Origin of the sequence: Thermococcus sp. (assembly GCF_015523185.1) — an archaeon.
In the GTDB taxonomy this organism is placed as follows: Archaea; Methanobacteriota_B; Thermococci; order Thermococcales; family Thermococcaceae; genus Thermococcus.
In genome coordinates, this window is the sequence record NZ_WAKV01000057.1 from 1 (window position 1) to 13,534 (window position 13,534).

The following is a 13,534-nucleotide window of genomic DNA, read 5'->3' on the forward strand; positions in this document are numbered from 1 at the left end:
GCTGGTGGGATTCATACTGATAGCAGTTTTCCTCACGTCACTTTCAGGTGCTAGGTTGCTTGATAAGTATTTATATCTCCATTCCCCCATAAACAACGACTTCTGCATGACTTCTTCCTGCGTTCTCTCGTCTGAGGGGATTAAAACGTACAATCTGAACACCACCGAGCTCGAAAGGCTTGATGTTCCTAGTGTTGGCCCAATGTGGGTTTACCCCCTCTACGACGTTGGGCCAAGCTATAGTCTGGGCATTAACAAGCAGATTAAAGCCCTCGTCGTAGTTCGCCCTCTGCTCATTGTTCCGGCGGTCGAGGTTGTTGTCTACCAATTCAGGGGTACTCATTTTACAGGGAAACAGAAGTTCTATGTCGTCTGGCCTCAATCGCCTGGAAACGTGCTGTCGAAAAAGCTTGACTTTCACTTTACCGTCCTTATAATCAAAGGAGGTGGTGGCGGTGGGGGAGGGGCGGCTTAGCCCTTAAGTCCCCCTGTCAAATCCTCAAGAACCCCGAGGAAAGTCTCGACCTCCTCAACGCTGTTGTAGACGTGGAAGGAAGCCCTGACCGTGCCGTTTATCCCGAGCTTCTTCATCACTGGCAGAGCACAGTGGTGACCGGAGCGAACCATTATGTTATTCTCGTCGAGTATAGCCGCGACGTCGTGGGGGTGAAGGGGTGGAACGTTAAAGCTCACAACTCCTGCGTGCTTCTTCAGGTTTCTAGGTCCGTACCACTGGATTTCAAGTTCATCGAGACCCTCAACGGTTCTTTTCACAAGCTTCCGCTCCTGCCTCTCAATTTTCTCGATGCCTACCCTTTCGATGTATTTTATACCTGCGGCAAGGCCTATCGCCCCACCTATATTCGGCGTTCCCGCCTCGAAGCGCTCGGGAGGCTCGGTAAGCTTGTAACCGTCGAGGTCAACGTCTTCTATTGTCCCACCCCCAATGAGTGGTGGTTCAAAGACATCAAAGAATTCCTCATTTATGTAGAGGACTCCTATTCCCGTCGGCCCCATGGGCCCCTTGTGTCCAGAGAACGCTAGGAAGTCGGCGTGAAGCTTCTTAACGTCGACCTCCATGTGGCCGGCGCTTTGAGCCGCGTCAACGACGAAAATTGCCCTCTCTTCCTTTGCGAGTTTTCCGAGCTCTTCGACCTCGTGGATGACACCTAGGGCGTTAGAAACGTGTTGAACCGCTACGAGCTTTGCTCCCCTTATCTTCTTTTCTGCGTCGCTTAAATCGAGGTTGCCTTCGTTGTCCCCTTCAATAAACTCCAGCCTAAGGCCCTTCTTCTGAGCCAGCCTCTGCCAGGGGAGCAAATCTGAGTGGTGCTCGTAGGGGGTGGTGACAATCTTGTCTCCAGGCTTGAACAGGTGCTCCAGTCCGAGGGCCACCAGATTGAGGCTTTCACTGGTATTCTTGGTAAAGACTATCTCCTCAAACTTTGCGTTGATGAAGTCAGCAACGACCTTCCTGCTCTCCTCATACTTGTGCGTCGCCATCTGGGAGAGCCGGTGAACCCCGCGGTGGACGTTGGCGCGGTATCTGAGGTAATACTCGTCCATGGCATCGATAACAGGCTTCGGCGTTAGAGAAGTCGCGGTGTTGTCAAAGTAGATGACCTCATTCGTCAGGGGTATGTCCTTCCTTATATCATCGGGAACTTTCATGATACCACCTCCAGAACCCCGGCGCAGTCATAAACAATCCTTGCTATCCCCTCTCCCTTTTTCGCGTCGGTGAGGAGCTTTATAATTATCTTTCCACTCGGGTAAACGCTAACCTCATAGCCCTCCATATCAACGATGAGCATCATTCTCGGGATAATCTTTTTGACGGTGTAGCCCCTCTCCTCCAGGCACTGGGCAGTTTTTCTCAGGTCGAGCTTTATTGGTCGCTCCCATGAATAAGCCCCTATAACAACGCCCTTCATCGTAACGCAGGGCTTTGAGATAATCACTCCTCATCACCGTTTTTATCTCCTCAAGGGCGTTTATACGGCTTTTTTGAACCGATGGTTGAAAACGATGAATGAACCAAATTCCTTATAAATCGTGCTACTCTTCTGCAAGTTGGTGATACAGATGAAGGTCCTCGTGAGCGGTAAGGGCGGATGTGGAAAGAGCACAATAAGTGCGATGCTTGGAAAGTATCTAGCAAGAAAGGGCTACCGTGTTTTGATAATCGATGCAGACGAGTCAAACCCTGGTCTTTACAGGATGCTTGGCCTGCCAAGGGTTAGGACGCTAGCGGAGCACTTGGGAGGAAAGAAGAGAGCAAAGATACTCATGGCGGCAGAAGGTCAGGGTGAGCTCGATGAGGAGCTCTTTGACTGGACACTCAACGATATTCCTGAGGAGATTCTCGCGAAGAAAGGTAATCTTGCAGTTCTCACAATCGGAAAGATTGAAGAGGCCGAGGAAGGTTGTGCCTGCCCCTACGGCTTTCTTGCCAGAAAGCTCCTTGAGGGGATTAAGCTTGGGGAAAACGAAGTCATCATAGTTGATACCGAGGCTGGAATAGAGCACTTCGGCAGGGGTGTTGACAAGTACGTTGATGTTGTAATTGACGTTGCCGAGCCTTCGGCTGAGTCAATCGAGCTGTCAAGGAAGATAGCCTCGCTGAGCGAGAGCCTTGGCCTGAAGCACGTCCTCGTTCTCAACAAGGCCCTGCCCGGTGTCGAGGACAAGCTCCCGGTGAAGCCCGACGTTGTGATTCCGTTCTACCAGAACTTTATCCTGGACAGTTTGGATGGAAGGGAAGTTGAGCCGATAGAACAGATTGAGGAGCTGTGGAAGATAATCAACGGATGAGCACATTTGAAAATTATTGGCGTTTTGACGCTCTCTTCCAAAATTTTTACAAATTCCTGGCAAATATCTCGCAGGTTTTCCCGAAAATTAAGCACTTTTTGTTACCATTTAGCGACTCCTTGCCTCTGATTTCGACGAACGGCTACTTATCTTTCGGCTTTCGGCTAATTCAGCTTTCCTAACTCTTTTTCGTCGTTTGACGATTATCATTTTGACAATAAGCGAAAGAATTTTAAGGAGACCTAACCCCTATCCAGAAAAAACGGGTGGTCCCCATGCAGATTGGCGAAGGATTTCTAAAAGAAAGATACGTCCCCATGCAGGCCTTTCGGGAGGAACACAAGAAGTCCATTGAGAACATTGAGGAGTTCTGGGCCGAGCAGGCCAAGGTTCTCGACTGGTTCAAGACCTGGGACAAAGTTCTCGACGATTCAAATGCCCCCTTCTTCCGCTGGTTCGTTGGAGGTGAGCTGAACGCCAGCTACAACGCACTGGACAGGCACATAAAAGAGGGAAAGAGGAACAGGGCCGCGATAATATGGGAGAGCGAAAGGGGTGAAACGAGAACTCTAACGTATTACGAGCTTTACCGCGAAGTGAACCGCTTTGCCTCCGCGCTAAAGAACTTGGGCGTTGAGAAGGGCGACAGGGCTGTAATCTATATGCCCCTCGTCCCGGAGGTTGTTATAGCGATGTTGGCCAGTGCAAGAATCGGTGCAATCCACAGCGTCGTCTTCTCTGGCTTCTCCGCTGAGGCTTTGGCAACGAGGATAAACGACGCGAAGGCAAAGGTAGTCATTACGGCGGACTACCTCTACAGGCGCGGAAAGAAGCTGAACCTCAAGGAGATAGTTGACAAGGCCTTGCTTGAGACACCCAGCGTCGAGAGCGTTGTTGTTCTAAGGAGGGAGGATAACGGCGTCAACATGGTTGAAGGCAGGGACTACGACTGGGGCGAGCTTCTCGAAGGAGCTGAAAAGTACGTCGAGCCTGTTCCGGTGGAGAGCAACCACCCGCTGTTCATACTCTACACGAGCGGAACCACCGGGAAGCCCAAGGGTATAATTCACTCCACCGGTGGTTACCTCGTCTACGTTGCCAAAACTATGGAATGGGCCTGGGGGATAACCGAGAGCGACCTCTTCTGGAACACCGCTGACGTCGGCTGGATTACGGGACACAGCTATCTCGTCTATGGTCCACTGACCCTCGGCTTAACGGTAATGATGTATGAAGGAGCGCTCAACTATCCAAAACCGGACAGGCCCTGGGAGTTAATCGAGAAGCACGGCGTTACGATATTCTACACGGCCCCCACAGCGATAAGGATGCTCATGCGCTATGGGGATGAGTGGGTGAAGAAGCACGACCTCTCGAGTCTGAGGCTCCTCGGTTCGGTTGGGGAGCCCATTAACCCGAGGGCATGGAAGTGGTATTACGAGGTTGTTGGCGGTGGAAGGTGCCCAATAATAGACACCTGGTGGCAGACAGAGACAGGTGGCTACATGATTTATCCATCCGCCGGAATACAGTTGCCCCCTCTTAAGCCCGGCTCGGCGACCTTCCCGGGTCTCGGTGTTGACGCCGACGTTTTCAAAGCCGATGGAACATCGGCGAAGCCTAATGAGCGCGGTTATCTCGTGATAAAGAAACCCTGGCCAGGAATGCTCCTTGGAATCTGGGGCGACGACGAGCGCTACATCAGAACCTACTGGCAAAGGTTCAGCAAACCTGATGAAGGAGTCTGGATTTACTATCCTGCTGACTACTCTATGAAGGACGACGAAGGTTACTTCTGGATATTCGGTAGGGCAGATGAGGTTCTAAACGTTTCCGGCCACAGGATTGGAACGGCTGAGATTGAACATGCCCTAGTTCTCCACCCGGCCGTAGCAGAGGCGGCAGTGATAGGCAGGCCCGACGAGATAAAAGGCGAGGTCCCTGTGGCGTTCGTAATCCTAAAGGAGAACTGCGTCCCAAGGGAAGGCCTGAAAAAGGAGCTCATAGACTACGTGAGGGAAACCCTTGGGCCAATAGCCGCCCCTGCTGAGGTGTTCTTCGTCAACAAGCTCCCAAAGACGAGGAGCGGAAAGATAATGCGCAGGGTTCTCAAGGCCCTTGCGAGCGGGAAGGGCCTCGGCGACCTCTCAACGCTGGAAGACGAGGCGAGTGTGGAAGAAGTGAAAAAAGCACTGGAAGGCTTCGAGATGCGTTAGCATATCCTTGGAACTGGGTCACCGGCGGGAGGCTCCATGAAACGCTTTCCGCCGATTCCGGTCTCGAGAAGAACTTTTCCTTTGTATTCTTCTATTACCTCGCCTATTATTGCGGCATCCTTGCCCCTCTTTGTTTTCCTCATGGCCTTCAGAGCGTCTTCTGCGTAGTCCCTCGCTACCACCATAACGACTTTCCCCTCATTGGCCACGTCGTAGGGGCTTATGCCGAGCATCTCACTGGCGGCCCTTACCTCGGGCTTTACGGGTATGTCCTTCTCCCTCACGAGGATTCCAACGTTGCTTTTACGGGCAATCTCGTTGAGGGCATTGCTTAGACCCGCCCTCGTCGGGTCCTTCATGGCATGGATGTTCTCCCAGCCTATCTCATCGGCAACTGCTTTAACGACCTCCCATATAGGCGCGACATCGCTCTTCAGCTCAGTCTCAAAGGCTATACCTTCGCGGTGGCTCATCAGTGCTATCCCGTGGTCCCCTATGGTTCCGCTGACCAGAACCACGTCGCCAACCTTAGCTCCGGCATCGCTTATCGGCCTCTCGGCTATGCCTATTCCCGCTGTAATTACAAACATCTCTATCGGGTCTTCAACGACCTTTGTGTCTCCCGTCACTATCGGGACGGGGACTTCTCTAGCAGTTTCGTCCATCGAGCGGAGAACTTTCTCAAGGACCTCCATATCGAGGCCCTCGCCGATTATCATCGAGTTCGCCAAAGCCACTGGCTGGGCACCCATGACGGCCAAGTCGTTTACCGTTCCGCTGACAGCCAAGCGGCCGATGTCACCGCCCGGGAAGAAGAGCGGTTTAACGGTGTGGCCGTCTATAGTGAGGACTATGTGTTTGTCTCCAAATGGTATCGTCGCACCATCGTCCAAAGCATCAAGTCCAATCCCACCGGCGCTCTTGAGGGTTAGGGTTTTAAGTATCATGTCCCTCAAGAGCTCCTCCATTATTTCTCCACCGGCTCCGTGCTCGAGCTTTATCTTTTCTCCCATCTTTACCCCTCCAAATTTTGTTTTGGGATAGGCACGTACTTACAGCATCAAATCCTCCCTACTGAGATAACCCTCAAGGTAAAGCCCCCCAAGGAAGGCCTGGCCGACGTTTATTCCGTTATCCCCCCTCGGGACTTCAGTCGTCGCGTGGAACCTGAGCCCTGAACCTTCCACGGCCTTTCTAATCGTCTTCACGATGAGCTCGTTGTAGGACACCCCACCGCTTATGGCAACGTCTTTAACACCGAACTCCCTTGCTTTCTCTATGGCAGTGTCAGCAAAGGCCCTCGCCAGTGCTAGGTGGGCCGAATACGCTATGTCAGCAGGTGATGCTCTATCCAGAACCTCGAGAACCTGAACGAAGAGCTCTTCCGCCATTATAAGCCCATCCTCGACGGGGATTTCAAACTTGAGGTCGTTCTTGCCCTTCATGGCAAAGCTCTCTAGCTTCATAGCAGGCTCGCCCTCGTAGTGCCTCCTGTATGCTATGTTCAAAAGGACGGCCAGCGAGTCGAGGACCCTTCCGGTTGAAGAAGCATGGGAGAGGTTTATCCCCTTGGCGAGCTGGTTGAGGATAACACTAAACTCAACTTCCCCGTACTTGAGGCTCTCAACGGCCTTTGGACAGCACTTCCTTATGACCCCCTCGAGTTCCTCGATGGAGTAAACCTTGCTGAGAATCCCCATAAGTGCCCTCAGCGGGTAATAGCTTGCCAAATCACCCCCCGGGAGCGGATAATAGTCTATATGGGTCAGTCTCTCAACGTCCTCGTAGCTCAGGTAGAGAACCTCACCGCCCCACACGTTCCCATCGGTTCCATAGCCGACACCATCGAGGGCTATTCCAACTGCGGATTCGATTTTTCTCTCAGCCAAAACGCTTGCTATGTGGGCGTAGTGGTGCTGAACCTGTAAAAGCTCAACGTCCATCTCGTTGGCAAGCTCCATCGCTAATTTCGTCGTGTTATACGCTGGATGGAGGTCGGCTATGATTAAATCAAGCTCCTTAACGCGGAGAATCCTCTTAAAGTGCTCTATGGCTCTCCTCATGAACTCCAGAACCTCGACCTTTCCGGTGTTACCGATATACTGGCTAGGATAAACCTTGCCGTTCTTTGCAATGCCGAAGGCGTTCATCAGCTCGGCCCCAACTGCCAAACCGCGGTACTCGAAGGGAATTTCTATGGGTAGGGGCACGAAGCCCCTGCTTCTCCTTATCACTGCCCTCTTCCCATCCACAAAGCGAATTACACTGTCGTCTGCTCTGTTGAGTATCTTCCTGTTGTGCAGGAGGAGGTAATCTGCTATGTCCTTCAGCTCCTCAAACGCTTTCTCGTTGTTCTTGACCATCGGCATTCCTGGATAATTGGCCGAGGTCATCACGTAGACCTTGCTCTTGCTCCAGTGGAAGAGGATGTAGTGAGTCCCAGCGTAGGGGAGCATGACGCCAATCGTGTGAAGCCTTGGTGCGAGGTTTTCCGGCAGAGGAAACGGTTCCTTTTTGCGAAGCGTTATTATGGGCCTCCTGTAGCTGGTTAGTTCCTCTTCCTCCTCTTTACTCACGTAGGCGAAGCTTTTAACAGTCTCAAGGGAGTCAGCCATTATGGCGAATGGCTTCTGTGGCCTAAATGTTCTCTTTCTGAGTTCCGCAACGACTTCCTCGTTGGTCGCGTCGCAGGCTAGGTGAATTCCGCCGATGCCCTTGATGGCCACTATGTAACCCTTGTCTATCAGCTCCGCAGCCTTTCTGAGGGGGTCCCCGGTTATCTCCTTCCCATCGCTGGTATATAACCGGTAACTCGGCCCGCAGACGGGACAGCAAACGGGTTCAGCATGGTAACGTCTGTTAAGGGGGTCTTTGTACTCGCTCTCGCAGAAGTCGCACATGGGAAATTCACGCATCGTGGTGTTCTCTCTGTCGTAGGGCAAGTCCTCGATGATGGTAAATCTCGGCCCACAGTTCGTGCAGACGATGAAGGGATACATGTAACGCTTGTTGGTCGGGTCAAAGAGCTCTCTCAGACAATCTTCACAGATAGCTATGTCCGGCGGGATTATTGAGTCGCCACCGCTTTCGCCCTTTGAACTCTTCTCAATGTAGAATTCCGGAAAGCCCTGTGGGGGGATTTCCTTCTTCTCCAGCCTGTCGACCCTCGCAAGCGGGGGCTTCTTGCGGTAGATGTCCTGTATAAACGCCTCGATGTCCTCTTCCTGGCCTTCAACGACTATCTCAACTCCAGCGTCTCCAAGGTTCTTGACGTAACCGCGGAGGTTGTGCTCGTGGGCTATCCTGTATATAAAGGGTCTGAAACCGACCGCCTGAACGATACCCTGAACGTGAATCCTGTATGCTTTCATAACCTCCACCGCTTTTCCTCGGTGTTTGGGGCCTTTATAGGTTTCCAAAACCAAAAGTTGAAAACGAGAGTGGAGTTTTGAACCTTTGGTGTTAGAACAACGCTCCGTACTTGTAGAATATCTGGCAGGTTCCCTCGTAGGACACCATGCACGGCCCGATTGGGTGTCTCGGCGTGCAGGTCTTGCCGAAATGAGGACAATCGGTTGGCATCGCCAGTCCCCTCAGTACAGCACCACAGAGACAACCCTTCTCAAGGTCTGGCAGGTTCTTTGGTACCTCAACATTGTAGAGGTTCTTTATGTCGAGTTCCTTCCACTCGTCCCTCAGCTCAAGCCCAGTTCTTGGGAAGACACCTAAGGCGCGCCACTTGGCATCCACAACCTTGAAGTACTTGTTTATAAGCCTCTGTGCTGTAACGTTCCCCTCGTATTTAACGGCCCTCTTGTACTCGTTGACAACTCGCGCGTCTCCTTCCTTGTACATTCTTATGAGGAGTAGGATTGCCATTAGGACATCGTTCGGCTCGAAGCCGGCAACGACCTGTGGGATTCCATACTTCTCACTCAGGAACTCCCAGCCTTTCACACCGATTATCGTTGAGACGTGGCCGGCATCTATGAGCGCATCTATCCTGCTCTTTTGCTTTATGAGAACCTCTATTCCCTGGGGCGTTAGTCGGTGAACTGAGTATATCTTGAAGTTCTCAAGACCCTCATTGATGACGGCGTTTATCATTCCCGCAGTTGGTGCGGTTGTGGTCTCGAAGCCGGGACTGAAGTGAACGACGGTTTTGTCAGGGTTCTCCTTCGCCATCCTGTAGGTGTCGAAGATTGAGTAGACAACGCGGACGTCGAAGCCTTCACTCTTTAAGTCGGCGAAGCTCCCCATCGGTGTCGGAATCTTGTACATGTCTCCAAAGGTGGTCAGGATTATCTCCTCGCCTTCTTCCCTCGCTTTCTTCATGATGAGCTGCATTGCCACGATGTCCTCAACGGGAGTAATGCAGACAGGACAGCCCGGTCCGCTCACGACCTTAACGTTCTCGGGGAGGAGGGAACGTATTCCGGAGCGGGTTATAGTATCTTCGTGAGTTCCGCAGACGTGCATTATCCTGATTTCGTCATCCAGCGTTTTGGCCTCCTCTCTGATTTTCTCCACGAGCTTTTGAGCTATTCCCCTGTCCCTGTAGGGCTGAACGACTTCCTCGATGGCCATTTCAATCACCCGGGTAGTAGTAGCCCCCTATAGCCTTATCCTCAAGCTTGAACACTTCATCCCATGCGCTCAGTATTTCCTTTGCGGTTTCTTCATCAACGCGCTCGATTATGAAACCCGTGTGTATGAGGACGTATTCTCCCGGCTTTACATCTGGCATGAGGTCTATTCGCGCTTCTCTTTTCACGCCTCCGAAGTCCACCCATGCGGTTCCCTTTTCCCTATCCACTTCCAAAACCTTCGCAATAGTTGCGAGACACATATTTTTCACCCACTTTTGGTTGTCAAAGGGATTATTTAGTCTTTCTAAAACTTCCGGTTTGAAACTGTAAAGGACAGCGTGAGCTTTTTAGAGCGGTGATACGAGCACCTCGCAAGGGTCTCTTCTGCCTCCCTTTTGGTAACCTTCTCAAGAACAATCCCGTAGTAAATCGTCACGTAGTCACCGGGTTTGACATCTTTTATAAAATCAAGCTTTGCCTCTCTGAGCTCACCGTCAACGTCGACAATTGCCCTGTTTCCCCTAACCTCAACGACCCTTCCAGCGAGCATCAGTGCCATGGTTATCAACCAAAGGTGAACGAAAACGATTTATAGACCTTTTCCTGACCAGTCAGTCAGGTGATTGCTATGGAGGACTTGATGAAGCAAATGATTAAGGCAGTCAAAAGTAAATATGGTTTTGAGGAGACCATTGAGAAACTGAAAAAGAAAACTGAAGAACTTGGCTGGACGGTTATAGGGGAGTATGACTTCAGGGAAAAAGTTGGAATTCCCTTTGCCATTATAGAAGTCTGTAACAAGGAGTTTGCTACAAAGGCTATTAGCAAACCTGAAAATAGGTGGATTTCTGCTATGATGCCTTGTAAATTCTCCATAATAGAAATGCCTGATGGGATATACGTATTTGGTATGAACATGGAACTATTTGCTAAAATGATTCCTGGCGAGTTGGGGGGACTTCTTTCGGAAGTCTCAGAGATTGATGAAAAAATAATTTCGGCTGTTCTCTGATTTTTGTTTAGCCCTTTATTTGATTTTATTTTCATATATATGGTTTTCTAAATCGAAGAAAAGCTTTAAATTCCACAGTTCTCATAATTGTCCATAGCTATCAATGACTGAATGGTCAGAAGTGATGGGTATGGCTACAAAATCACCCGGTAAGACTAGAGAAAAACTTGTTAGGTCCGCAATGGAGCTCTTCGCCAAAAAGGGCTTTGACAAGACAACGGTAGACGAGATAGTCGCGAAAGCAGGCGTCGCCAAAGGAACTTTTTACCTCTACTTTAAAAGTAAGGACGACCTCATAAAGGAGCTCGCTTTCGAAGTTATGCCCATAATGGCTATGCCCTCCCTAAACGACCCTTATATAACGGTGTCCTTTCCAACGCTAGAGAGCTACCTCCACCAGCTTGGTAGGGAGTTTCTGGATTTTTACTCCGAGAGTTATCGAGCTGAGATTTTCTTTCATATGCTCTCCGTCAGAGAGAGGATGAAAAGTGTGAATGAAATCTACAGGCAGGCATGCTCCGAGCTATTAAGGGAAGGGGCGAGGAGAATCACGGCCTACGTTAAGGTTGGTTTTGAAGACGCTCTAATATCATTTCAGGTCTTCATCGCTTCCTTGATGCACTATCTTCATGCTAGGGAGTGTATAGGCCTTTCCGATGAGCAATACCTGAGGAGAGTCGTTAGGGTTGTTCTGAACCATCTCCGCCTTTCAGTTAGTGTATAATTTTATTTAACATTTTTATTTTGTAAAACAATTCTTTCTCACTCTTTCAGAAAACTATTTAAGGTCTTTTACTGAGGAACCAAATGACTGGTCAGTCATTAAAAGGGTGATAGCCATGGCCGAGAAACTTGTGCCGGTAGTATGCCCCTGGTGTTCCGTCGGCTGTCGCTTTTACGCGGTCAGCGTGAACGGCTACATAAGGAGGATAGAATTCGACTACGACCACCCAACAATTGCAAACAGAGGAAAGCTCTGTCCCAAGGGAGTTGCTTCCTACCAGTTCATCAACAGTTCTAAGAGGATCAAAAAGCCCCTCAAGCGCGTCGGTGAGAAGGGTGAGGGGAAGTTCGAGGAGATAAGCTGGGGAGAAGCCTACAGGATAATCGCCGAGAAAATAAAGGAGATAAAGGAAACCTACGGACCTGAGGCGATAGCCTTCCTCGGAAGTGAGAAGATAACCCTCGAGGAGAACTACCTCGTCCACAAGCTCTCCAAGGCGATAGGGACCAACCATCTCGACTTTCCCGGAAGGTACTGCCAGTACTCTAACAGCCCAGCAAGGACGGCCGTATTCGGAAGCGGTGCGGCAACAAATCCCTTCGAGGACGTTGCCAAGGCCGAGCTGATTGTCGTCTGGGGCCACAATCCTGCTGAAACCGCTCCTGTCTTCTTCGGCCAGTACGTTGAGAAAGCTGTTATTGACAACGGTGCCGAGATGGTTGTGATTGACCCGCGCTCGACGAGGGGACACAAGTACGCTTCCATTCACCTGAAGCCGTACCCGGGAACTGACCTTGCGATAGCCCTAGCGATGCTCAACGTTGTAATCAATGAGGAACTCTACGACAAGAAGTTCGTTCAGGAGAGAACCGTTGGCTTCGAAGAGCTGAAGGAGGCCGTCAAGGACTACACCCCCGAGTGGGCCGAGAAGATAAGTGGCGTTCCGGCCGAGGACATAAGAAAGGCCGCGAGGCTGATAGCGAGCAAGAGAGCGGCCTTCCTCGTTAACGAAGGTGTCAACCAGCACGTTAACGGATTTGAACTTTCCCTGGCCATAGCGAACCTCATAGCAATAACCGGTAACATCGGCAAAGAAGGCGTCTGGAGTGGTGTCTTTCCAGGAGCACAATGTGGCTTCTGTGCCGCTATGAGTGGTATAGCTCCTAACAAGCTTCCAACAGGAAAGCTCGTCACTGACGAAGCCGCTAGGGCCGAGCTTGAGAGACTCTGGGGCTTCAAGATACCCGACTGGGTCGGCCTCGACCTGACCAACATGGTGAGGGAGATAGGGAAGAAGATTAGGATGATGTACATCGTCGGCGGTAACATAGCAAAGTCAATGCCCAACACCTCGTGGGTACGGGAACAGCTCAAGAAGCTTGACTTTCTCGTTGTGCAGGACATATTCCTCACCGAGACTGCTAAATACGCGGACATAGTTCTCCCGGCCGCGGCGTGGTTCGAGAAGACCGGGACGGCAATAAGCGCCGAGAGGCGCGTCCAGAGAACTTACAAGGCCGCCGAAGCTCCTGGCGAGGCAAAACCCGACTGGCTGATTATAGTTGAGCTCGCTAAGGAACTCGGCCTCGGTGAGTACTTCAAGTATGAGCACCCGGACGAGATTCTGAGGGAGATAAACAGCGTCATCCCCGTGTTCAAGGGTGCAACGCCGGAGTACCTCGCGGAGCACCCTGAGGGATGCTTCTTCCCGTGCAGTGAACCGGGTGAGGGGACGAAGGTTCTCTTCAAGAAGGGCTTCAAGACCCCGGACGGAAAGGCCCACCTCCAGCCAGTCAAATGGCGCGAGCCACCTGAGATGACCGACGAGGAATACCCGCTCTGGCTTACCAACTTCAGGCTCGTCGGTCACTGGCACACTGGAACGATGTCATTCGAGAGCCCGAGCCTTGAGAAGCGCTGGCCAGAGGAGTACGTTATGATTAACCCGAAGGACGCCGAGAAGCACGGCATAAAGAACGGTGACCTCGTCAAGGTCGAGACGAGGCGCGGAAGTGTCCTTGTCAGGGCAGAGGTTACCGAGCACGTCAGGGAGGGCGTTATAGCGATGCCCAACCACTGGAACATCAACTTCCTGACTCTGGATGAGATACACGAGAAGACCAAGATGGCCGAGCTGAAGGCCGTTGCGGCCAGGATTAAGAAGGTTGAGGAGTGAGGT

At 51.3% G+C, this 13,534-nt stretch carries 13 protein-coding genes; 6 read left to right on the plus strand and 7 right to left on the minus strand.

Annotated elements, in window-relative coordinates; translation table 11 throughout:
- A partial coding sequence (locus F7B33_RS06505; RefSeq protein ID WP_297073868.1) for a hypothetical protein occupies positions 1–475 on the plus strand: 475 nt, incomplete at its 5' end.
- Here the strand turns inward: F7B33_RS06505 and F7B33_RS06510 are convergent.
- Positions 472–1,671, minus strand: a complete 1,200-nt coding sequence (locus F7B33_RS06510; protein WP_297073870.1) for a cysteine desulfurase — start codon at positions 1,669–1,671, stop codon at positions 472–474. The two genes, F7B33_RS06505 and F7B33_RS06510, sit on opposite strands and share 4 nt — an antisense overlap.
- Complete coding sequence (locus tag F7B33_RS06515; protein ID WP_297062804.1) at positions 1,668–1,961, minus strand: hypothetical protein; 294 nt, start codon at positions 1,959–1,961, stop codon at positions 1,668–1,670. The genes F7B33_RS06510 and F7B33_RS06515 overlap by 4 nt, the downstream gene beginning before the upstream one ends.
- A 124-nt stretch (positions 1,962–2,085) precedes the next feature.
- On the opposite strand from F7B33_RS06515, the gene F7B33_RS06520 reads away from it, so the two are divergent.
- Together F7B33_RS06520 and acs are read left to right on the plus strand one after the other, a co-directional pair.
- Positions 2,086–2,814, plus strand: a complete 729-nt coding sequence (locus tag F7B33_RS06520) for a P-loop NTPase (protein WP_297073883.1) — start codon at positions 2,086–2,088, stop codon at positions 2,812–2,814.
- 275 nt (positions 2,815–3,089) lie between these two features.
- The gene (acs, locus tag F7B33_RS06525; RefSeq protein ID WP_297073871.1) at positions 3,090–5,030 is read left to right on the plus strand and encodes an acetate--CoA ligase; all 1,941 of its coding nucleotides are present in this window, start codon (positions 3,090–3,092) and stop codon (positions 5,028–5,030) included.
- Here acs and hypE read toward each other — a convergent pair.
- The 5 genes from hypE to F7B33_RS06550 all read right to left on the minus strand — a co-directional run bounded on the left by hypE (position 5,027) and on the right by F7B33_RS06550 (position 10,178).
- Positions 5,027–6,043 (minus strand): hydrogenase expression/formation protein HypE, encoded by a 1,017-nt coding sequence (hypE, locus tag F7B33_RS06530; RefSeq protein ID WP_297073872.1) that lies wholly within the window; start codon positions 6,041–6,043, stop codon positions 5,027–5,029. The two genes, acs and hypE, sit on opposite strands and share 4 nt — an antisense overlap.
- Before the next feature lie 39 nt (positions 6,044–6,082).
- Positions 6,083–8,401: a carbamoyltransferase HypF gene (gene hypF / locus F7B33_RS06535; protein ID WP_297073884.1), complete on the minus strand. Its 2,319-nt coding sequence runs from the start codon at positions 8,399–8,401 to the stop codon at positions 6,083–6,085.
- Between the two features lie 91 nt (positions 8,402–8,492).
- Positions 8,493–9,617 (minus strand): hydrogenase formation protein HypD, encoded by a 1,125-nt coding sequence (gene hypD, locus F7B33_RS06540; RefSeq protein ID WP_297062797.1) that lies wholly within the window; start codon positions 9,615–9,617, stop codon positions 8,493–8,495.
- A gap of 1 nt (position 9,618) precedes the next feature.
- Complete coding sequence (locus tag F7B33_RS06545) at positions 9,619–9,879, minus strand: HypC/HybG/HupF family hydrogenase formation chaperone (protein ID WP_297062795.1); 261 nt, start codon at positions 9,877–9,879, stop codon at positions 9,619–9,621.
- A 44-nt stretch (positions 9,880–9,923) separates the two neighbouring features.
- Positions 9,924–10,178, minus strand: coding sequence for a HypC/HybG/HupF family hydrogenase formation chaperone (locus F7B33_RS06550; RefSeq protein ID WP_297062845.1), 255 nt, complete (start codon positions 10,176–10,178; stop codon positions 9,924–9,926).
- A gap of 69 nt (positions 10,179–10,247) precedes the next feature.
- On the opposite strand from F7B33_RS06550, the gene F7B33_RS06555 reads away from it, so the two are divergent.
- The 3 genes from F7B33_RS06555 to fdhF all read left to right on the plus strand — a co-directional run bounded on the left by F7B33_RS06555 (position 10,248) and on the right by fdhF (position 13,531).
- Positions 10,248–10,631 carry a DUF302 domain-containing protein gene (locus F7B33_RS06555; protein WP_297062843.1) on the plus strand — a complete coding sequence of 128 codons (384 nt, stop codon included), beginning with the start codon at positions 10,248–10,250 and terminating at the stop codon, positions 10,629–10,631.
- Between the two features lie 130 nt (positions 10,632–10,761).
- The gene (locus tag F7B33_RS06560; protein ID WP_297062793.1) at positions 10,762–11,355 is read left to right on the plus strand and encodes a TetR/AcrR family transcriptional regulator; all 594 of its coding nucleotides are present in this window, start codon (positions 10,762–10,764) and stop codon (positions 11,353–11,355) included.
- A 115-nt stretch (positions 11,356–11,470) separates the two neighbouring features.
- Positions 11,471–13,531 (plus strand): formate dehydrogenase subunit alpha, encoded by a 2,061-nt coding sequence (gene fdhF, locus F7B33_RS06565; RefSeq protein WP_297073873.1) that lies wholly within the window; start codon positions 11,471–11,473, stop codon positions 13,529–13,531.
- Positions 13,532–13,534 lie beyond the last annotated feature (3 nt).